The sequence below is a fragment of the Variovorax glacialis genome, from assembly GCF_051216375.1.
GTDB lineage: Bacteria > Pseudomonadota > Gammaproteobacteria > Burkholderiales > Burkholderiaceae_C > Variovorax.
In genome coordinates, this window is sequence record NZ_JBPJZT010000012.1 from 19,583 (window position 1) to 40,290 (window position 20,708).

At 68.2% G+C, this 20,708-nt stretch carries 19 protein-coding genes; 8 read left to right on the plus strand and 11 right to left on the minus strand.

Going from position 1 to position 20,708, the window contains the following annotated elements:
* The first annotated feature begins 1 nt into the window (after position 1).
* The 4 genes from ACSFBL_RS25955 to ACSFBL_RS25970 are packed head-to-tail and all read left to right on the plus strand — an operon-like array spanning position 2 to position 4,407.
* Positions 2-1,822 (plus strand): branched-chain amino acid ABC transporter ATP-binding protein/permease, encoded by a 1,821-nt coding sequence (locus tag ACSFBL_RS25955; RefSeq protein WP_435518700.1) that lies wholly within the window; start codon positions 2-4, stop codon positions 1,820-1,822.
* A complete protein-coding gene (locus ACSFBL_RS25960) occupies positions 1,819-2,613 on the plus strand; it encodes an ABC transporter ATP-binding protein (RefSeq protein WP_435518701.1) in 795 nt (264 codons plus the stop codon). The genes ACSFBL_RS25955 and ACSFBL_RS25960 overlap by 4 nt, the downstream gene beginning before the upstream one ends.
* Entirely contained in the window at positions 2,610-3,413 is an 804-nt protein-coding gene (locus ACSFBL_RS25965) for an SDR family NAD(P)-dependent oxidoreductase (protein WP_435518702.1), read from the plus strand. Before ACSFBL_RS25960 ends, ACSFBL_RS25965 begins: the two co-directional genes overlap by 4 nt.
* 7 nt (positions 3,414-3,420) lie before the next feature.
* On the plus strand, positions 3,421-4,407 hold the full coding sequence (locus ACSFBL_RS25970; RefSeq protein ID WP_435518703.1) for a ketopantoate reductase family protein: 987 nt from the start codon (positions 3,421-3,423) through the stop codon (positions 4,405-4,407).
* Here ACSFBL_RS25970 and ACSFBL_RS25975 read toward each other — a convergent pair.
* From ACSFBL_RS25975 to ACSFBL_RS26025, 11 genes are all read right to left on the minus strand, one after another.
* Positions 4,404-5,213 carry an enoyl-CoA hydratase/isomerase family protein gene (locus ACSFBL_RS25975; protein ID WP_435518704.1) on the minus strand — a complete coding sequence of 270 codons (810 nt, stop codon included), beginning with the start codon at positions 5,211-5,213 and terminating at the stop codon, positions 4,404-4,406. The two genes, ACSFBL_RS25970 and ACSFBL_RS25975, sit on opposite strands and share 4 nt — an antisense overlap.
* The gene (locus tag ACSFBL_RS25980; protein WP_435518705.1) at positions 5,206-7,011 is read right to left on the minus strand and encodes an AMP-dependent synthetase/ligase; all 1,806 of its coding nucleotides are present in this window, start codon (positions 7,009-7,011) and stop codon (positions 5,206-5,208) included. Before ACSFBL_RS25980 ends, ACSFBL_RS25975 begins: the two co-directional genes overlap by 8 nt.
* Positions 7,012-7,019: 8 nt before the next feature.
* A complete protein-coding gene (locus ACSFBL_RS25985; RefSeq protein ID WP_435518706.1) occupies positions 7,020-7,835 on the minus strand; it encodes an ABC transporter ATP-binding protein in 816 nt (271 codons plus the stop codon).
* Positions 7,832-9,034, minus strand: a complete 1,203-nt coding sequence (locus ACSFBL_RS25990; protein WP_435518707.1) for an ABC transporter substrate-binding protein — start codon at positions 9,032-9,034, stop codon at positions 7,832-7,834. The genes ACSFBL_RS25985 and ACSFBL_RS25990 overlap by 4 nt, the downstream gene beginning before the upstream one ends.
* A gap of 22 nt (positions 9,035-9,056) precedes the next feature.
* Positions 9,057-10,094: a branched-chain amino acid ABC transporter permease gene (locus tag ACSFBL_RS25995; RefSeq protein WP_435518708.1), complete on the minus strand. Its 1,038-nt coding sequence runs from the start codon at positions 10,092-10,094 to the stop codon at positions 9,057-9,059.
* A 2-nt stretch (positions 10,095-10,096) separates the two neighbouring features.
* Positions 10,097-10,984, minus strand: a complete 888-nt coding sequence (locus ACSFBL_RS26000; protein WP_435518709.1) for a branched-chain amino acid ABC transporter permease — start codon at positions 10,982-10,984, stop codon at positions 10,097-10,099.
* Positions 10,984-11,847 (minus strand): ABC transporter ATP-binding protein, encoded by an 864-nt coding sequence (locus ACSFBL_RS26005; protein ID WP_435518710.1) that lies wholly within the window; start codon positions 11,845-11,847, stop codon positions 10,984-10,986. Before ACSFBL_RS26005 ends, ACSFBL_RS26000 begins: the two co-directional genes overlap by 1 nt.
* 149 nt (positions 11,848-11,996) lie before the next feature.
* On the minus strand, positions 11,997-13,643 hold the full coding sequence (locus ACSFBL_RS26010) for an AMP-binding protein (RefSeq protein ID WP_435518711.1): 1,647 nt from the start codon (positions 13,641-13,643) through the stop codon (positions 11,997-11,999).
* 127 nt (positions 13,644-13,770) lie between these two features.
* Complete coding sequence (locus ACSFBL_RS26015; RefSeq protein WP_435518712.1) at positions 13,771-14,238, minus strand: MarR family winged helix-turn-helix transcriptional regulator; 468 nt, start codon at positions 14,236-14,238, stop codon at positions 13,771-13,773.
* A gap of 115 nt (positions 14,239-14,353) precedes the next feature.
* Positions 14,354-15,286 carry a 3,5-dioxohexanoate:acetyl-CoA acetone transferase gene (kce, locus tag ACSFBL_RS26020; RefSeq protein ID WP_435518713.1) on the minus strand — a complete coding sequence of 311 codons (933 nt, stop codon included), beginning with the start codon at positions 15,284-15,286 and terminating at the stop codon, positions 14,354-14,356.
* Positions 15,287-15,313: 27 nt separating this feature from the next.
* Complete coding sequence (locus ACSFBL_RS26025; protein WP_435518714.1) at positions 15,314-16,228, minus strand: SDR family NAD(P)-dependent oxidoreductase; 915 nt, start codon at positions 16,226-16,228, stop codon at positions 15,314-15,316.
* A gap of 139 nt (positions 16,229-16,367) precedes the next feature.
* Between ACSFBL_RS26025 and ACSFBL_RS26030 the strand changes: the two genes are divergently transcribed.
* The 4 genes from ACSFBL_RS26030 to ACSFBL_RS26045 are packed head-to-tail and all read left to right on the plus strand — an operon-like array spanning position 16,368 to position 20,681.
* Positions 16,368-17,846, plus strand: a complete 1,479-nt coding sequence (locus ACSFBL_RS26030) for a 3-oxoacyl-[acyl-carrier-protein] synthase III C-terminal domain-containing protein (protein ID WP_435518715.1) — start codon at positions 16,368-16,370, stop codon at positions 17,844-17,846.
* Positions 17,847-19,052, plus strand: coding sequence for an acetyl-CoA acetyltransferase (locus ACSFBL_RS26035; protein ID WP_435518716.1), 1,206 nt, complete (start codon positions 17,847-17,849; stop codon positions 19,050-19,052).
* A gap of 51 nt (positions 19,053-19,103) precedes the next feature.
* Positions 19,104-19,874 (plus strand): glucose 1-dehydrogenase, encoded by a 771-nt coding sequence (locus tag ACSFBL_RS26040; RefSeq protein WP_435518717.1) that lies wholly within the window; start codon positions 19,104-19,106, stop codon positions 19,872-19,874.
* 12 nt (positions 19,875-19,886) lie between these two features.
* A complete protein-coding gene (locus ACSFBL_RS26045; RefSeq protein WP_435518718.1) occupies positions 19,887-20,681 on the plus strand; it encodes an enoyl-CoA hydratase-related protein in 795 nt (264 codons plus the stop codon).
* Positions 20,682-20,708 lie beyond the last annotated feature (27 nt).

Here is a 20,708-nt window from a genome sequence, read left to right on the forward strand (position 1 = left end):
GATGAACGTTTCGACGCGCACGCTCCCCACCGCGACGGCCGGTGCCGAGGCGGCGGCGTCGCGCTCCGCGCCCGGCCGCATCGCCATCGCCGCGGCCGTCGTCGCGGCCCTGTCGGTGCCGCTGTGGTTTCGTGGCGACTTCATCCTGTTCATGGCGACGCAGGCCGGCGTGATGATGCTGGTCGCCATCGGCCTGAACTTTCTCACCGGCTACGCGGGGCAGGTGTCGCTGGGCGCAGGCGCCCTGGTCGCGGTGGGCAGCTACACGACGGCCCTGCTGATGGTCGATGCGCATTGGTCCTTCTGGGCGTCGGCACTCGCCGGCATGGTGCTCGCGACCGTCATCGGCCTCGTCATGGCGCTGCCCGCGCTGCGTCTGTCGACCTGGTACTTCGCGCTCGTCACGCTGACCTTCGCGCAGGTGGTGACCGACCTGCTCGTGGAATGGCGCAGCCTCACGCGCGGCTTTTCGGGGATCGTCGGCATCCCGGCGCCGGCCATCGCCGGCTACACGCTGGGTCCTGTGCAGGTGTACCTCGTCGTCGCAGGCTGCGTGGTGGCGGCTTTCCTTGTGATCCGCAACCTCACGTTGTCGCGCTACGGTCGCGGCATGGTGGCCGCGCGCGACAACCCGCTGGCGGCCACGGCGTCCGGCGTCTCGCTCTTGCGCATCAAGCTCTTTGCCTTCGCGGTGAGCGCCGCGCTTTCGGGCTTGGCCGGTGCGTTCTACGCGGTTCAGAAAACGGTGATCACGCCGGAAGACTTCACAGCCGACTTCTCCATCTTCTTCCTGCTGATGATCGTGACGGGCGGCCTCGGCAAGCTCTGGGGCCCGGTCATCGGCACGCTGATCTTCTTCCTGCTTCCGGAGCTTCTCGGCGCGTTGCAAAGCTGGCGCCTGCTCATCTACGGCGTGATGCTCCTGGTGCTCATGATCTTCGCGCCGCACGGGATCATGGGCATGGGCTTCTGGAAGCGGTGGGGCGCGCGTGGCGGCGCATCGCGATACGCCGGCGGGGACGTCGCAGGCGCACACCCGGTCCACCGGCTCGGGCTCGTCGTCCGCGACCTGCACAAGCAGTTCGGCGGCGTCGCCGCGCTGCAGGGCTGTGCGCTGAGCGCCAAGGCCGGCAGCACGCACGCGCTGGTCGGCCCGAACGGCTCCGGCAAGACCACGACCTTGAATGTCATCAGCGGCTTCATCCGCAGTGACCAGGGCAGCGTGCTGATCGGTGATGTGGACGTTTCGCGCCGCGCACCGCACGAGATCGCGCGCCTGGGCGTCGGCCGCACCTTCCAGACGCCGAAGCTGCTGCCCGATATGACCGTGCTCGACAACGTTCGACTGGGGGGCTTCCCGAGCGAGCACGCCACGGCGGTCGAGATCGCGCTCGGCCTGCCGCGCGCGCGGCGCGACCGGCACGACGGCTCGGCCGCCGCGATGGCCCTGCTGCGCTTCGTCGGCCTTGGCGAGCGCGCCGACGATCTCGCAGGTGACCTGCCGCACGGCCAGCAGCGGCTGGTGGAGATTGCCCGCGCGATGGCCGGCCATCCTTCGCTGCTGCTGCTCGACGAGCCGGCGGCCGGCCTGTCGATGGACGAACTCGACCGCCTCGGGGCATTGATCGAGGCCATCACCAGGCTGGGCACGACGGTGCTGATCGTCGAGCATCACCTCGAACTGATCGCACGCATCAGCCGCAGCGTCACCGTGCTCGATCGCGGCAAGGTGCTGGCGGCCGGCACGCCCGACGAGGTGTTCAGCCACCCGGAAGTCGAGCGCGCCTACATGGGCCGGGAAGGCACGGGGGGCTCGCGATGAGCGCCATCGACGCCGCCCCGCCCGCGCTGCTGCAGGTGCGCGACCTGCGCGCCGGCTACGGACGGGTGAACGTGCTGGAAGGTGTGTCGATCGACGTCCCCCAGCGCGGCCTGGTTGCCATCGTCGGCAGCAACGGCGCCGGCAAGTCGACGCTCCTGCGCGCGCTGTCGGGACTGATCCGCAGCACCGGCGGAGAGATCACGTTCGGCGGCGCGTCACTGGTCGGCGCCACGCCGAGTGCGATCGTCTCCCGGGGCCTCCTGCATGTGGCCGAGGGCCGGCGCCTCTTTCGCACGCAATCCGTACGCGACAACCTGCAGCTCGGGCTGTGGGGCGCGAAGCTGGGCAAGGCCGAAGCGGCGGCGCGTTTCGATCGCGTGTACGCGCTCTTCCCGACCTTGCACGAGCGCCAGGGCGTGCGCGCCGGCATCCTGTCGGGTGGTCAGCAGCAGATGCTCGCCGTGGCGCAGGCACTGATGCACGCGCCCCGCCTGCTGATGCTGGACGAGCCCTCGCTCGGACTCGCGCCGGCCGTCATCGATCAGTTGCTGGACGCCGTGGTGCAACTGCGCGCCGACGGCACCACCATCCTGCTGGTCGAACAGATGGTCGAGCGCGCATTGCAGATCGCCGATACCGCCTACGTCCTTCAGAACGGACGCGTGATCGGCCATGGCGCCGCGCGAGAAATGCTCGACAGCGACCTGATCCGGCAAGCGTATCTCGGCGCCGGTGCCACGACCCCGGCCGCGGCGCCCCCTTCCACCACCTTCTCGAAAGTCACACCATGAAGCTCCAGGGAAAATCCGCGATCGTCACCGGCGGCGCGCGCGGGCTGGGCCGCGCCTATGCGCTGCGGCTCGCCTCGCTGGGCGCCGACGTCGCAATCATCGATCTCAACCTCGACGGCGCCGCCGAATTCGGCGAGAAACTCGGCGCGGCCAGCGTGCCCGCCGAGATCGAACAGCTCGGACGCCGCAGCCTCGGCATCCAGGCCGATCTGACGCGCCGCGACGAAGCCTTTCGGGCCATCGAGTCGGCGCTCGCCGCGCTGGGCCGGATCGACATCCTGGTCAACAACGCAGGCGGCGCGATCACGCCGGCCGAGCGCAGCCTGGCCTCGGTTACGCCGGAAGAGGACACCCGGCTGCTGATGGACGTCAACTACATGAGCACGGTGCACTGCTGCCAGGCGGCCGCACCGGCAATGCAGCGGCAAGGCAGCGGCGTCATCGTCAACATTTCGTCGCAGTCGGGCATCACGACCTACAACCAGGGCCTGCTTGCCGCCTATGCCGCTTCCAAGGCGGCCGTGACGCACTACACGCGCTATCTGGCGGCCGAGCTCGGCCCGAAGGGCATCCGCGCCAACTGCCTCGCGCCCGGCGTGATGCTGACGGCCCGCGTCGCCGCGCAGGCCGCCGCGCGTGGCATCGGCACCGATGCCGAGGCGGCCAAGGTGCCGCTGCGCCGACTCGGACAGGTCGAGGACTGTGCGGGCGTGCTCGAGTTCCTCGCCACCGACCTGTCGCAGTACGTCACCGGCCAGGTCATCTCCGTATGCGGCGGCGCCGTGCTGACACCGAACTGAGGCCACCATGAAGATCTGCATCTTCGGCGCCGGTGCCATCGGTGGCTACCTGGCGGTGCATCTGGCGCAGTCCGAAGGCGTGTCGGGCAGCGTCGTCGCGCGCGGCGCGCACCTGGCGGCCATCCGCGCCAACGGCCTGACGATCGAGTCGCCGCGCGGCACGCTGCGCGCGCGCGTGCAGGCGAGCGACGATCCGGCAGCACTCGGCGTGCAGGACGTGGTCATCCTCGCGCTGAAATCGCATCAGGTCGCAGCCGCGCTCGATGGCGTGCAGGCTCTGCTCGGGCCCCACACCGTGGTGGTGCCGCCGACGACCGGGATCCCCTACTGGTATTTCCACGACCTTCCGGGGCCCTTCGTCAACCGGCAGGTGGAACGTCTCGATCCGGGCGGGCGCCAGTGGCGTGCCCTGGCGCCGGAGCGCGTGATCGGCTGCGTGTACTGGGTGGCCTCCGAAGTCACGGCGCCGGGCGTCATCCACCACGACGGCAGCCTGTCGCGCTTCCCGATCGGCGAACCCGACGGATCGAACAGCGAGCGCATCGCGCGGCTCGCGGCGGCCATGGCGGGCGCGGGTCTCGATGCGCCCGTGGTGCCCGACATTCGCGCGTGGATCTGGGCCAAGATGATCAGCAGCCTGTGCTGGAACCCCGTCGCCGTGCTCACGCTCGGCACGCTTTCGGAAATGAATGCGCGACCGGAGATCGTCGCGATCGTGCGCGCGATGATGGCCGAGGCCGACGCCCTCGCACATCGCCTCGGCGTCGAGCGGATGCCGATCTCGATCGACCAGCGCATCGAGGCCGCGCGCAACGCCGGCGACCATCGCATGTCGATGCTGCAGGACCTGGAGCGAGGCCGCGCGCTGGAGCTCGATGTGCTCGTCGACTCCATCGAGGCGATGCGCGAACTCGCGCAATCGCCGACACCGACGATCGACACGGTCTACGCGCTGTTGCGCCTGCGTGCCGCAAAGACGGGGGCCCGGGCTTAGGCGCCGTCCTTCTTGCGTGCGAGCATCGCCTCGGCCGCACGCCGAAGCTCCCCCGTCGTCCTTGCAAGGATCTGCGTTCGGTTCTCGAGTTCGATCGCACCGGCGAGGCTCGCGCTCTCGAGATTCGCCCACCCACCGCGCTTGGTCATCCAGACACCGAAGACGCTGTTGGCCGCGATGGCCTGCGCCAGTTCGACGGCACGCGCGATCAGCAGGTCGTCGTCCACAAGTTCCGACACCAGTCCGATGCGCTCGGCCTCGACCGCGTCGACCATGCGCCCGGTCAGCATCATCTCGAAGGATCGCGACGTGCCCACGGCGCGCGGCAGCAGCCAGCTCACGCCGATGTCGCAACTGGACATGCCGACCTTCACGAAGGCGGCATTGAAGGAGGCCGAGCGCGCCGCGATGCGGATCTCGGCCGCCAGCGCCAGGCCGAGGCCCGCACCGTTGGCCGGGCCGTTGACCGCGGCGATGACCGGCTGTCGCAATGCGCGCAGCCGGGTGACGAGGCTGGCGAAGAGCTCCTGCCGCTTCATCCAGGCTTGCGTCTCGCCGGCCTCGCTGCCCGGCGCGTCGCCGGCGAGCGAGAGGTCGAAGCCCGCGCAGAAGCCGCGCCCCGCCCCGCTCACGATCAGCACGCGGCATGCATCGTCGGCGTCGATCGTGTCGAGCAGGCGAAGGATCTCGCGCACCGTGTCGTCATCGAGCGCGTTCAGGCGCTGCGGGCGGTTCAGGCGCAACAGCGCAACGCCGCTGGCGGGCTGCTCCAGGTACGCGCCCGCGGATGAAGCCGGCTCAGGCATAGATCGACTCGATCACGTCGGCGTACTTTTCCGCGATGGACTTGCGACGCACCTTCATCGTGGCGGTCACTTCGCCGTCGTCGTGGTCGAGCTCCTTCGCGAGCAGGTGGAACTTGCGGACCTGCTGCACCTGCGCCAGGCGCGCATTGACGGCGGCGACCTCGTTCTCGATCATCTGGCGCACGCGCTCCTGCTCGACGAGGCTCTTGAAGTTGGTGTAGGCCAGCCCCTGGGCTTCCGCCCAGTTCGCGACGCTGTCGAAGTCGATCTGCAGCAGGGCCGACACGAAGCGACGCCGGTCGGCGATGACGATCGCTTCCTTGATGAAGGGCGACATGCGCAGGGCGTTCTCGATCTCGGACGGCGTGATGTTCTTGCCGCCCGCGGTGATCATGATGTCCTTCTTGCGGTCGATGATGCGCAGCTCGCGGCCGGCCGGGCCGTCGTCCCAGCGGGCGATGTCGCCGGTGCGCAGCCAACCGTCGGCGTCGATGGCCTCGGCCGTCGCCTCGGGGTTGCGGTAGTAGCCCCTGAACACCACGTCACCGCGGATGAGGATCTCGCCGTCGTCCGCCAGCTGGAGCTCCACGCCGGGATACGGCACGCCAACCGTACCGACCGGCGATGCGTCGCTCGGCTGCATGGTCGTGGCGCCGGAGGCCTCGGTCAGGCCATAGGCCTCGCGGATCGGGACGCCGAGCACGCGGAAGAAGTGCAGGATGTCCGGTGCGATCGGCGCGCCCGACGAGATCGCCACCCGGCAGCGTCGCAGCCCGACGTAGTTGAGCAGCGCGCGCAGCACCAGCACATACCAGAAGGCCCAGGCGACGCGCTGCGCGAGGCTGCGCTGCCGCGGCGGCAACGCCGCGAAGCGGCCCACCGAGGCCATCGCGCGCTGGTACAGCGCAAGCCGCCAGCCGCCCGCTTCGCGCAGCTTGGTCTGGATGGAGGCGTGGAACTTCTCCCAGATGCGCGGGACGCCGAAGAACACCTGGGGCGACAGCTCGCGCAGGTCTTCCTGCACGGTGCGAAGGCTTTCGGCGAAGTTGACGACCGCGCCGGTCGCGAGCGGCACGTGGATCGAGAACATCTGCTCCGCCACATGGCACAACGGCAGGTAGGAGACCAGCGAATCGCCTTCGGTGCAGGCCAGCACGGTGTTGAGCCCGCGCGCCGCGCTGCCCAGGCCGCGCCAGCTCATCTGCGCGGCCTTGGGCCGGCCGGTGGAGCCTGAGGTGAACACGATCAGCCCGATGTCGTCCAGCGTCTGCGCGGCCGCAAGCGTCGCGATGCGCGCGGGCTGCGCAACGGCGAGCTGGCGCCCCTGCGCGATCAGCGCCTCGAATTCGTGGATGCCCGCACGGCTGTAGTGACGCAGGCCGCGCGTATCGATCAGCACGATCTGCCGCAGTTCGGGCAGGTTGTCGCGCACCGACAGCACCTTGTCGAGCTGCTCCTGGTCCTCGCAGACGATGATCGGCGAGCCTGCCAGCTGCAGCAGGTACTCGATCTCGACGCCCGGCGAGGTCGGATAGACCCCCGCGACGATGCCGCCGGCCAGGCCGACGCCGAACTGCGCGATGACCCACTCGATGCGGTTCTCGCCGAGGATCGCGACCTTCTCGCCCGGCTTGAGGCCCAGTTCGAGCAATGCCAGCGCAAGGCAGCTCGCCCGCTCGGCGTAGTCGCGCCAGGTCACCGGCTGCCACACGCCGAACTGCTTCTGGCGCAGCGCCACCGTGTCGGGGCGCGTGCGTGCCCAGTACAGCAACTGCTGCGGCGTCGTCAGGCTTTTCAACTCTTCGATCATGACAACCAGCGCTTGCGCCGCTTGTAGTGCTTCACGTCGCGAAAGCTCGTGCTCCCGCCGCCTTCGCCACTGCCGAGGTAGAAGCGCTGCACATCCGGGTCGCCCAGCAGGACCTCCTTGGCGCCGTTGATGACGATGCGACCGTTCTCCATGATGTAGCCGTAGTCGGCCACCCCGAGCGCGACGCGCGCGTTCTGCTCCACCAGCAGCATCGCCACGCCCTGCTCCCGGTTGATGCGCGCGATGATCGAGAAGATGTCCTTCACCACGAGCGGCGCGAGCCCGAGCGACGGTTCGTCCAGGAGGATGAGTCGCGGCTGCCCGACCAGCGCCCGGGCGATCGCGAGCATCTGCTGCTCGCCGCCCGAGAGGTAGCCCGACAGCTGCTTGCGCCGCTCCTTCAGGCGTGGGAAATACTCGAACACCGCCTCGATGTCGGGTGTCTTGCCGCTGCGCCCGTGCAGCGCATTGCCGGCCGCCACGAGGTTCTCGTCCACGGTCAGTTCCGAGAAGACATGGCGCCCTTCGCGCACATGCGCGAGGCCGCGCCGCGGCAGCATATGTGGCGCCCAGCGGTCGATATCCTCCCCGAAGAACTGGATGCGGCCACTGGCCACGCGCCCGTTCTCCAGCGGCAGGATGCCGGAGGCGGCCTTCAAGGTGGTCGTCTTGCCCGCGCCGTTGGAACCGAGCAGCGCCACCACCTTGCCGTCAGGCACCTCGATCGAGAGGCCGCGCAACGCCTGCACCGTGTGGTGATAGACCACCTCGATGTTGGCGATCGACAGTGCGGGCGCCGGTGGACCGCTCACACCTTGATCCATGAACTCGCCGGCTCCATCTGCTTGGTCTTCGGGTCGTAGCGGTAGATGCGCCCGACCGGTGCCTGGTGCTTGCTCAGGTCCACCAGCGTGCCGAAGATGCCGCCCGAGTCCCAGTCCTTCATCGACTCGAGCGCGGCCTTCATGTTGGGCAGCGTGAGCGGCTTGTTGGCCTTGATGCAGCGTTCGGCGATCTCGGCGAACACCATGCCCGAGAGCCACGAGCTGATGTAGAACGGCGAGATGTTCTTCATGTCCGGCCGGTTCTTCGCCGCATAGTCGCGCATCGCATTGATCATGGCCGAGTCGGTCTCGTGCCCGTAGCGGTACGGACTCACGCCGCCAAGCGATTCGCCCATGGCGCCGAGCGCGTCGTAGGCGGGCTTGTCGAGGCCCCAGGCGGTGCCCATGACCTGGCTCTGCAAGCCCGCCTCGCGCATCTGCCGCACGAACTCCGGCATCGGCGCGAGGATGTAGCCCTGGAAGATCACGATGTCGGGCCGGGCACGGCGCAGCTTCGCGACCTCGGGCGCGACGTCGATGCCGGCCTGCTTGGTCACGATCTCCGCGACGATCGGCAGGCCCAGCTTCTCGGCGCGGGCCTTGCCGCCCGGGATGCCGTCGCGGCCGAATTCGGTGTCGGCGTAGACGTAGGCGATCTTCGGCTTCTCCGACTTCGACCAGGTCTTGGCGATGTACTCCATCAGGATTTCGTGCATCGAGCCGTAGATCGGGCCCGGCACGAAGTGCTGGGGCATGCCGGTCGGGTCGGCCATCGAACTCGCCAGCGAGGTGGACGACGTCATGATCGTGCCCGACGCGATGGCGTCCTGCGCGACGGCCTTCGCCCATTGCGTGCTGTCGCCGTAGAAGAAGGTCGGCTTGTCCGACGCCATCAGCTTCTTGAAGATGGCCACGCCCTGGTCGAGCTTGAAGCCGCTGTCCTCCGACACGTAGCGCAGCTTGCGGCCGGCCACGCCGCCGTTGGCGTTCTTCCATTGCACGAAGTCGTTCAGCCCGTTGTTCATCGCGGTGCCCGCGAACGCGAAGATGCCGGTGATCGGCTGCGAGGCCGCGATCACGATCTCGCCCTTCTGTGCCTGCGCCGATGCGCCCTGGATGGCGAAGGGTCCGAGCGCGGCGGCGGTGCCGGCGGCCTGGATCAGTTTGCGTCTCAGAAAGTCCGTCATGGTCAGTCTCCTCGTTATCGGTTCAGGTGATGAAGGGCCACAGGTGAAAGATGCGTCGCACGCGTGCCCACATGGCCGACAGCCCATGCGGCTCGAAGATCAGGAAGACGATGATCAGCAGGCCGAACACGACCTGCCCCATCGGCAATAGAAGGCCGGCGATGCCGGGCAGCCACTCCGCGCCCGCGTGCGCGACCAGCCGCAGCACCTCGGGCACGAAGGTCATGAAGACGGCGCCGAGGATGCTGCCGAGCACCGTGGCACCGCCGACGATGATGGCGGCCAGGTAGTAGATCGACAGCGTGACCGTGAAGTACTCGGGCGTGATGTTTCCGTAGAAGTAGCCCAGCAGTCCGCCCGCGACGCCGGCGTAGAAGGCACCGAGCGCGAACGCTAGGAGCTTCGTGCGCAGCAGGCTCACGCCGAGGATCTCGGCCGAGATGTCCCGGTCGCGCACCGCGATGAAGGCCCGGCCGATGTAGCTGCGCTGGAGATTGCGCGTAGCCAGCGCCGCCAGCAGCACGCAGCCATAGATCAGGTAGAAGTTGCGCCGGTCGCCGATCAGTTCGAAGCCGAACAGGCTGGCCCGCGGAATCGACGTGCCGGGCACGCCGCCGGTCACCGCGTCCCACTCGCGGAACACGAAGGTCAGGATGAAGTGCGCGGCCAGCGTGGCGATCGCGAGGTAGATCCCTTTCACACGCAGGCTCGGCAGGCCGACCACCACGCCGATCATGGCGGCCAGCAGGCCCGCGATCGGCAACGCAACGTAGAACGGCACCCCCTGCTTGGCGAGCCAGGCGACCGTGTAGCAGCCCACCCCGAGGAAGGCCGCGTGCGCGAGCGAGATCTGGCCGGTGCTGCCGGTCGTGATGTTGAGGCCCAGTGTCGCGACGATGTGGATGCCGACGATGCAGGCCATCGCGAGCACGTAGTCGCTGCCGTAGAACGGCAGCCCGATCAGCGCGACGATGAACAGCGCCATCGAGCGCCGCGAAGCCGGCGAGTCCCAGAGCTGCTCTTCGGAGCGGTGCGTTTCGTGGAAGACACCCGTGCGCATGGTCAGAGCCTCTCGATGGTTCGGGTGCCGAAGATGCCGTGCGGACGCATCACGAGGATGGCGAGCACGACCACGTACGGGACCAGGTCGCGCGCCTTGCCGCCCAGGTAGCCGGCGGCCACCGCGTCGAGCCAGCCGACGATCAGGCTCGCGACGATCGCGCCGACGATGCTGTCGAGGCCGCCCAGGATGATCACCGCGAAGGCGGCGAGCGCCGTCGAGGCCAGCAGCGGGGACAGGTTGGCCGATGTCGCGATCAGCACGCCCGCCACCGTGCCGACCAGGCTCGAAAGGATCCAGGTCAGCCGCTGCGCATGGTGGATGTCGATGCCCATGGTCGCCGCGGTCACCGGGTCGCTCGCGGTGGCGCGCAGGGCGATGCCGGTCTTCGAGTAGCGGAAGAAGGCGATGAACGCCGCGATCAGCACGGCCGCCACCACGAAGTTGCCGATGGCCGTGCCGGGAATCAGCACCTCGCCGAAGTTGAGCGGCATGCGCGGCAGCAGCGGGGGCACCGTGAAGGTGTCGCCGCCCCAGATCGCCTCGACGCTGCCATGCACGATGCTGGCCATGCCGATGGTGGCCATCAGCACCGAGACAGGCGACTGGCCCGATAGCGGCCGCAGCACCATCCGCTCGACCAGCACTGCGAGCAGCGCGATCGCGGCGAGCGCAACGCCGAAGGCCGGTAGCGGCGCCAGGCCGAAGGTCACGTGCGCCGCGTAGTAGAGGTAAGCGCCGAGCATCATCACCTCGCCGACCGCGAAATTGACGACGCCCGTGCCCTTGTAGACCAGCACGAAGCTCAGGGCGACCAGTGCCAGCACGCCACCCGAGAGCAGGCCGATGGTGCTGTATTCGATGAACTCGTACCAGTTGGACATGTTCATCACGCGCCCTCCTCGTCGGCGCCCAGGTAGGCCTGGATGACGCCCGGATGGCTGCGCACCTCTGTGGGCGTTCCGCTCGCGATGACCTCGCCGAAGTTGAGCACCACGACGTGGCTGGAGATGTCCATCACCATCCCCATGTCGTGCTCCACCAGCAGCACCGTCACGCCCCACTCTTCCTGCACGTCGAGGATGAAGCGTGCCATGTCCTCGGTCTCTTCGCGGTTCATGCCGGCGACTGGCTCGTCGAGCATCAGCACGCGCGGGCGCATCGCAAGCGCGCGGGCGAGTTCGACGCGCTTCTGCAGGCCGTACGACAGCGCCTCGACGGGGCGATGGCGCAGGTGGTCGATCTGCAGGAAGTCGATCACGCGCCGCTCGACCTCGTCGCGCAGCGCGAGTTCCTCGTTGCGCGCCGACCGGGTCTGCGCCAGGCTCTGCAGCAGGCCGGCGCGCATCACGTGGTGGCCGCCCAGCTTGATGTTCTCGAGCACGCTGAGGCCGTGGAACAGCGCGATGTTCTGGAACGTGCGCGCGAGTCCGCGCGACGCACGCTGATGCACCGGCACGGCGGTGATGTCCTGCCCGTCGAGCAAGACGCGGCCGCTCGAGGGGCGGTAGAAGCCCGAGATGGTGTTGAACACGCTCGTCTTGCCGGCCCCGTTGGGGCCGATCACCGCCGTGATCTGCCCTGGCGCCGCGGCGAAGGAGACGCCACGCAGCGCGTGGATGCCTCCGAAGCGCAGGTCGACACCCTCGACCGCCAGCGAGACGCCGGCAGCAGCGGCCGAATGCGCAGCGTCCGCTGCGCGTCCGGTCGGCAGGGAAGTTGTCCGCTGTAGCGAGGAAGCCGCGATGTCCATGCGCCCGTTCCGAGGTCCTGAGGGAGCGCCGGTCCGGCGGCGCCCATGAAATGTCCGGCACGCAGGCCAGACACGCAAAAATAATACGCTACTGTAAGGTATGCAATATCAATGCTTACCCGCGCGCACGACGGGGGGGCCGCGAGTGGCTACTGCGTGGCGGCGGCGAAGGCCTTCGCGCGTTCCTTCAGGACGAACTTCTGGATCTTGCCGCTGGGCGTTCGCGGCACCGCAGCAAGCACTTCGACGCGCTCGGGCCAGTACTGCTTCGCGACCTTGCATTCGGCCATGTAGGCCTGGACGCCGGCGAGGTCGAGGGTCGCGCCGGGACGCAGTTCGAGGAAGGCGCAGGCGCGCTCCCCGAGCCGCTCGTCGGGGTAGCCGACGATCGCCGCCATCGCGACGGCCGGATGCTTGTAGAGCAGCGCCTCGATCTCCACCACCGGCACGTTCTCCCCGCCGCGGATCAGCACGTCCTTGGTCCGGCCGTTGATGCGGATGTAGCCCTCGTCGTCCATGTAGGCCAGGTCGCCCGTGTCGAACCAGCCTTCCGCGTCGTAGGTGGCGATGTCGGGCCGCTTGTAATAGCCGAGGGACATCTGCGCACCGCGCACGAGCAGGCGGCCGGTCTCTCCCACCGGCATGGGCTTGCCGTCGTAGTCGACGATGCGGATGCCGACGCCGTCGAGCGCGCGGCCGTCGGTCTTCGATGACTTGTCGGCGGCCCGGGAAGGCTCGGTCAGGGTGCTCGAGAGCGACTCGGTCATGCCCCACAGCGAGCAGACCTTCAGGTCCAGCTCGTTGGCCGCGCGCTCGATCAGCACCGGTGGGATCGGTGCGCCGCCGCACAGGAAGGAGCGCAGGCGGGCCGGCCGCGGCGCGCCATCGACCACGGCACCGCAGATGTCCGCGAGGAACGGCGTCGATGCGGCCGTGTACGTGACGCCTTCCTCGGCCATCAGGGTGACGCCGCGCCGCGCTTCCCAGATGTCCTGGAGCACGACGGTCGACCCGAGGTAGATACCAAGGACCATGACGGCGGCATAGCCCGTCATGTGTCCGACCGGCGAGCAGGCGAGCAGCACGTCGTCCGAGGTCAGTCCGAAGCGCTCCGACAGCGCCTTGTTGCAGGCCAGCAGCGTGTTGCACGAGTGCATCACGCCCTTGGGCGAGCCGGTGGTGCCGGAGGTGAACATCATGACCGCGAGTTCCTCGGGAACGAGCGCGCGGTCGGCCGAGACTTCGGCTGCCTCGACCCGTTTGCTGCCCTGCAGCAACACGCGTTCGAAGCCGTTGGCGCCCTCCCCGTCGACGACGACGATGTGCTGCAGCTTGGGCAGTTTCGCTTTCAGGCTTTCCGCCATGGCCGCATGGTCGAAGCCGCGGAACATCGCCGGCACCACGAAGACCTTGGCCTCCGCGAAGCCGAGCATGAATTCGAGCTCACGCTCGCGGAAGATGGGCATCAGCGGATTCACCACCGCGCCGATGCGGCCACAGGCCAGCGTCATGACGACGAATTCCCACCAGTTGGGGACCTGCACGGCCACGATGTCGCCGTGTCCGACGCCCAGGTCGCGCAGCGCGCCGGCGGCCAGTGCGACCTTGTCGCCGAGTTCGCGGTAAAAGATGCGCACCGGCTCGGCCCGGTCCGCGCGATATGCCACGAGTGCGGACTTGTCGGGGGTTTGGCGGATCGCGGCGACAAGGTAGTCGTCGATGGTCTTGTCCTGCCAGAAACCCTCCTCGCGCATGTGCCGCGCGTGGGCGACAGCATCGAATCCTTTGACCGTCATGCCAGTATCTCCAAGTAGTCGCTGGAATTAGTTCACTACTGTACGATACGTGGATTGACGATTCATCGCAAGCCCGGACACCCCCGGGAAAGCGAGCACATGGCGGCCCCGAACGGACGAGGACGAATCAGGCCGTCTCGGTGGCCTGCAGGTAAGTCAGCAGGTTGCGCTTCATGGCGTCGAGCGTGATCGCCGCCGCCTCCAGCTTGGTGTCGGCCAGGCCGTCGAGGATCTGCTCGTTGAGCTGATGGCTGACCTTGCGCATCCGGGTGATCAGCTGCTTGCTCTTGGGTTCGAGGAAGACGCGATTCACGCGCCGGTCGGTGGCGTCGGCATCGCGCCGTACCAGGCCGGATTTCTCGAGGCGGTCGATCAGGCCGCCGACGGCCACCTTGCCTAGGTCGAGTTCCTCGGCCAGTTGCGACTGCGTCATGCCGTCCTCGCGCGACAGGTAGGCCAGCACCCACCATTGCGAGCGGGTCACGTTCAGCGGCTTCAGGCAGCGGTCGAAGGCGCTGCGTCGCAGGCGCGAGACGTCGTGGATCAGAAAACCGAGCCGAAGCTCCCAGTCGGTGGAATGCGGGTCAGTTGCCATGGTGCGCCGCTCGCCGCGGGCGGCGAGTCTATTACTGTAATGATGCGTACATTCTAGCAACTGACTTTAAGCCCGTGCAGTCCGCAAAGCGACAGCCGCCCGAAGGATCCGGGCGCTAGAAGGCGACGGCGTCCTTGCCCTTGAGCTGCAGGATCTCGCGCGCCTCGGCCGGTGTCGCGACCACCAGCCCCAGGCCCTCGATGATCTCGCGCGCCTTGCGCACCTGCTGCGCGTTCGATTCGGCCAGCTTGCCCGCGCCGATCCAGAGGCTGTCCTCCAGCCCGACGCGCACGTTGCCGCCCATGGAGGCCGACATCGCCGCGATCGGCATCTGGCTGCGCCCCGCGCCGAGCACCGACCAGCGGTAGTCGCTGCCGAAGAGCCGGTCGGCCGTGCGCTTCATGTGCATGACGTCGTCGGGGTGGCTGCCGATGCCGCCCAGGATGCCGAACACCGTCTGCACGAAGAACGGCGCCTTGACCATGCCCCGATCGACGAAATGCGCAAGGTTGTACAGGTGCGAGGTGTCGTAGCACTCGAACTCGTAGCGGGTGTCGTTGACCGACAGCTCGGTGAGCACCGTCTCGAGGTCGCCGTAGGTGTTGCGGAATATCAGGTCCTTGCTACCTTCCAGATAGGGGCGCTCCCAGTCGAACTTGAATTCCTTGAAGCGCTGCAGCATCGGAAACAGGCCGAAGTTCATCGTGCCCATGTTCATCGAGGCGACCTCGGGCTTGAGCACCTTGGCCGGCTGCATGCGTTCCTGCACGGTCATGTAGGGCGAGCCGCCGGTCGTCAGGTTGATGACCGCATCCGAACGGGCCTTGATGTCCTTCAGGAAGGGCACGAAGGCCTCGGGCCGCTGGTCGGGCTTGCCCGTGACCGGATCGCGCGCATGCAGGTGGATGATGGCTGCGCCGGCCTCGACGGCGCCGACCGCCGCATCGGCGATCTCTTGCGCCGTCACCGGCAGGTACGGCGACATCGAGGGCGTATGGATCGCACCGGTCACGGCGCAGGTGATGATGACTTTGCGTTGGGTGGACATGCAGGTCTCCTTGCTTTCAAACGAGGTTTAGACGGGATCCCAGGTGAACACATCGCCCGAGCGATCGAGCGGGAAGAAGCTGGCGCGCAGCATCGGCAGCGCGGTGTCGAGCACGCCCTCGGGCGTCCAGCCTTCGCCGCAGTGTGCACTGCGGATTGGCCGCGGCTGGCTGAACAGGTAGATCTCGTTGTTGCGCACGCCGAAGATCTGCCCGCTGACATCGCTCGCCCCATCGGCGCAGAGCCCGACCACGAAGGGCGCGATCTTCTCGGGCACCAGCTTCTTGAGGCCTTCCACCCGCTTCTTCTGCTCGGGCGTCTCACTCGGGATCGAGTCGATCATGCGCGTCCAGGCGAAGGGCGCCACGGCGTTCGAACGCACGCCGAACTTCTGCATGTCCAGCGCGATCGACTTCGACAGGCCCGCGATACCCAGCTTGGCCGCGCTGTAGTTGGCCTGGCCGAAATTGCCGATCAGGCCGGAGGTAGACGTCATGTGCACGTAGACGCCGCTGCCCTGCTGCTTGAAGTGCGGCGCCGCGGCCCGGCTCACATTGAAGCTGCCTTTCAGGTGCACGGCCAGCACCTGGTCGAACTCGGGCTCGCTCATGCGGTGGAACATCACGTCGCGCAGGATGCCGGCGTTGTTGACGACGATGTCGATGCGCCCGAAGGTGTCGACGGCCGCCTCGACCATCTTGTTGGCCGCGCCCCAGTCCGCCACCGAGCCGCCGTCGGCGATGGCATCGCCCCCCATGGCCTTGATGGCCGACACGACCTCGTTCGCGGGCTGTTCCTGGTCCGGCTGGCCGTCCAGCGACGCGCCCAGGTCGTTGACGACGACCTTGGCGCCCGCGGCCGCCATGGCCAGCGCGATGCCTCGCCCGAGACCCCGGCCGCCGCCCGTGACCAGCGCCACTTTGCCTTCGAGTAGTTTGCTCAATTCATGTCTCCTTGGGTGCAGCCGTCGAGGGTAAACCCCTGTTCATCCTCGAGATTGCGGCTTGCGGAAATATCGTGCGCTAGCGTACCATGCACCACATGATCATGTACAGCAGGCGTTCGCGCCGACGCCAAAAGCCATGAACGATTCCGAGACCGTGTTCGGCCTGCTGGCCACCACCCGCTACGTGCCCCGCCTGCGTCTGGAACGCAGCGAAGTCGCCGCGCAGCACCGCTGGATGGCACCGGGGCTCAAGTCGCTCGGCAAGGGCCAGCGCGCGATGGCCAACTGGGACGAGGACGTGGTGACGATGGCGGTCGAGGCCGGTCGCACGCTGCTGGCCTCGATGTCCGCACCGCACGCAAGGGAGCTGACCCTGGCTTCCACCACCCTCCCCTTCGCGGACCGTCTCAACGCCGGGATCGTCGCGGCCGCGGTCGGACTGGCAGGCGATGCCGTCGTGCGCGATGTCGCTTCGAGCGCCCGCGCCGCGCTGACCGAACTGGCCGGCACACTGCGCCATCCGACGCCGGACGCCACCCGGATCATCGTCGCGGCCGAACGCCGGACCGCGAAGCCCGCCAGTGCGCAGGAGCTCATCTTCGGCGACGGTGCCGCGGCGGCGTCCGTCGGCACCGGGCGCGCCATCGCCACCTTCGTCGCGGCGCGCAGCCTGCATGCCGACCTGGTCGATCACTTCCGCCAGTCGGGCGAGGTCTACGACTACGGCTGGGAAGAACGCTGGATTCGCGACGAGGGCTACATGAAGCTCGCGGCCGACACGATCCGGCAATGCCTGGCCGACGCCGGGGTGAGCGCATCGGACGTGAGCCACTTCGCGCTGCCCGCGCCGCTGGCGCGCATCAACGAGGCCGTCGCCAAGCGCGTGGGCATCGCACCGACGGCGCTGGTTGCCACCGCCTCCGACGCGGTCGGCGACATCGGCTGCGCGCAACCGCTGGCCATGCTCGACATCGCACTCCGCGCGGCGGCACCCGGCGCGCTGATCCTGGTGGCGGCCTTCGGCAGCGGCTGCGACGTGCTGCTGCTCAAGCGCACGGCCGCGCCCTGTCCGGGCAGCGCGCCCGACGCCGGCAAGCCCGAGACCAGCTACCTCAAGTACCTGTCCTTCACGGGGCAGATCGACCTGGCCTGGGGCATGCGCGCCGAGATGGACAACAAGACCGCGTTGACCGCCGCCTGGCGCGATCACGCACGCACCGAACGCTTCGAAGGCGGCCGCTGCGAGCGTTGCGGCACCGTACAGTTCCCGCGCTCGCGGGTGTGCGTCAACCCCGCCTGCCGCGCACAGGACACGCAGCAGCCGGCCAACCTGGCCGACGTGCCGGCGCGCGTGATGTCGCACACCACCGATTTCCTGGGCTACACGCCCGACCCTCCGTTCCAGTTCGGGCACATCGACTTCGAAGGCGGTGGCCGGGTGCTGATGGAATTCACCGACACCGATGTCGGCGAGCTCGCGGTCGGGCTGCCGCTGCGCATGGTCTACCGCGTGAAGGAATTCGATCGCAACCGCGGCTTCCGGCGCTATTTCTGGAAGGCGACGCCGACGCGCGCCGGCGTGAGCAGCGCCCCATCCACCCCGGAGAGCAAGTAAATGGCCAGCGGAATCCGCGACAAGGTCGCCATCATCGGCATGGGCTGCACGCGCTTCGGCGAGCGCTGGGATTGCGGTCCCGAAGACCTCATGCTCGAAGCCTTCAACGAAGCCGTTGCCGACGCAGGCATCGACGCGCGCCAGATCGAGGCCGCATGGTTCGGCGTCTGCCTCGAGGAGAACAACGTCGGCAAGACCGCCGGCCCGCTCGCCCAGGCGCTGCGGCTCCCGCGCATCGCGGCGACGCGGGTGGAGAACGCCTGCGCGACCGGCACCGAGGCCCTGCGCGGCGCAGCCTACGCGGTGGCCGCGGGCGCCTACGACATCGTGCTCGCGCTCGGTGTCGAGAAGCTCAAGGACACCGGCTACGGCGGCCTGCCGGCGCGCACGCGCGGCGTCGCCAACGATCTCTGGCTGCCGAATTCGACGGCACCCGGTGCCTTCGCCCAGCTCGCCTCGGCCTACGCGGCCAAGCATGGCGTGGCGATGACGGAATTGCGGCGCGCCATGGCGCACATCTCGGTCAAGAGCCACGCGAACGCGGCGCTGAATCCGAAGGCTCACCTGCGCAACAAGATCACCGAGGAAGACGTGTTCAAGGCAATGACCATCGCCGCGCCGCTCGGACTGTACGACTGCAGCGGGGTCAGCGACGGCGCCGCCTGCGCGATCGTCACCACGCCGGAGATCGCCCGCGCGCTCAAGGCCAACGCCGAGATCGTGACGATCAAGGCGCTGGAGGTGTCGGTGAGCAATGGCGAGGAAGCCAGCTTCAACAACTGGGACGGCGCGAACATCGCGACCGCCAAGACGGCCGCCGAGCGCGCCTACCGCGCCGCCGGCATCAGCGAGCCGCGCCGCGAGATCCAGATGGCCGAGGTGCACGACTGCTTCTCGATCACCGAGGCAGTGCTGATGGAGGACCTCGGCTTCAGCGCGCCCGGCCGTGTGATCCACGACGTGCTCGACGGCGTCTTCGATCGCGACGGCGCCTTGCCGGTCGTGCCCGACGGCGGGCTGAAGTGCTTCGGCCATCCGATCGGTGCCTCCGGCCTGCGCATGGTCTACGAGGTCTACCAGCAGATCCATGGCCGTGCGGGCGAACGCCAGCTCAGGAACGTCGACCGCGGCCTGACGCAGAACCTCGGCGGCCATCCGCACCAGAACGTGAGTGCCGTCGCCATCATCGGCCGCGCGGGCGCCTGAGCGCATAGCCGTACCGAATCCCCCCATTCCCTTTTCAACTGGAGACTTCCCATGCGAGGACTGAAAGGCAAGAAGGCCATCGTGACCGGCGCCGGCAGCGGCATCGGCCGTGCCATTGCGTTGCGGCTTGGCGCCGAAGGCGCGATCGTCGGCGTGTTCGACATCAACCCGGCCGGCGCGGCCGAGACCGTCAAGGCCATCGAGGCCGCCGACGGCAAGGCGATCGCGGTGACCTGCGACATCACCGACTACGCGGCGGTCACCGCGGCCGTCGCGAGCTTCGAGGGCCAGGCCGGGGCGGGCACCGACATCCTCGTCAACAACGCGGGCTGGGACACGCCCATGCCCTTCCTGAAGACCGAGGAGGCCTTCTGGAAGAAGGTCACCGCCATCAACTGGTTCGGCCCGCTGCACATGACGCACGCTGTCGCCAAGGGGATGGCCGAGCGCAAGAGCGGCCGGGTGGTCAACATCGCATCGGACGCCGGCCGCGTCGGATCGACGGGCGAGGTCGTCTACTCCGGCTGCAAGGGCGCGACGATCGCCTTCGCGAAGGCACTGGCGCGCGAGGTTGCACGCAGCAATGTCACCGTCAACACCGTGTGCCCCGGTCCGACCGAGACGCCGGCGATGGACGCCTTCGTCGGCACCGGCGAGCAGGGCCAGAAGATCCGCGACGCGATGGTGCGCGGCGTGCCGCTCGGCCGCATCGGCGTGCCCGACGACTACCCCGGCATCGTGGCCTTCCTGGCCAGCGACGACGCCGCCTTCATCACCGGCCAGACGATCAGCGTCTCGGGCGGCCTCAGCATGCATGGATAACAGGAGCAGAACATGAGCAAGGACTACAAGGACATCCTCTACGAAGTGCGCGACGGCGTCGTGAACATCACGATCAACCGGCCCGACGTCTACAACGCCTTCCGCAACCAGACGCTGGAAGAGCTGATCGACGGCCTGCGCCGCGCCGACGAGGAGAAGAGCGCGAACGTGATGGTGCTCTCGGGCGCCGGCGACAAGGCCTTCTGCACCGGGGGCGACCAGAAGGTGCACCTGAGCGAGGACGGCCTCTACGGCCCGCGCGGCACGGTCGGCATGCCGATCGAGGAGATGCAGACGGCGCTGCGCGACCTGCGCAAGGTCTCGATCGCCAAGGTGCAGGGATTCGCGATCGGCGGCGGCAACGTCTTCGCGACGCTGTGCGACCTGACCATCGCGAGCGAGAAGGCCACCTTCGGCCAGGTCGGGCCGAAGGTCGGCTCGGTCGATCCGGGCTGGGGCACGGCCTACCTGGCGCGCATCGTGGGCGAAAAGAAGGCCCGCGAGATCTGGTTCCTGTGCCGAAAGTACAGCGCCGCCGAGGCCGAGAAGATGGGCCTCGTCAACAAGGTGGTGCCGCACGACCAGCTCGACGCCGAAGTAGCGCAGTGGTGCAAGGAGATCAACGAGATGAGCCCGACTGCACTCGCGATCGCCAAGCGCTCGTTCAACGCGGACAGCGAGAACATCCGTGGCATCGGCTTCCTCGGCATCCAGACGGTCAAGCACTACTACCAGACCGAGGAGTCGAAGGAAGGCGTGCGCGCCTTCAACGAGCGGCGCAAGCCCGACTTTAAAAAATATGCCTGAGGACTTGGCTCACCCCCAGGCTCGTGC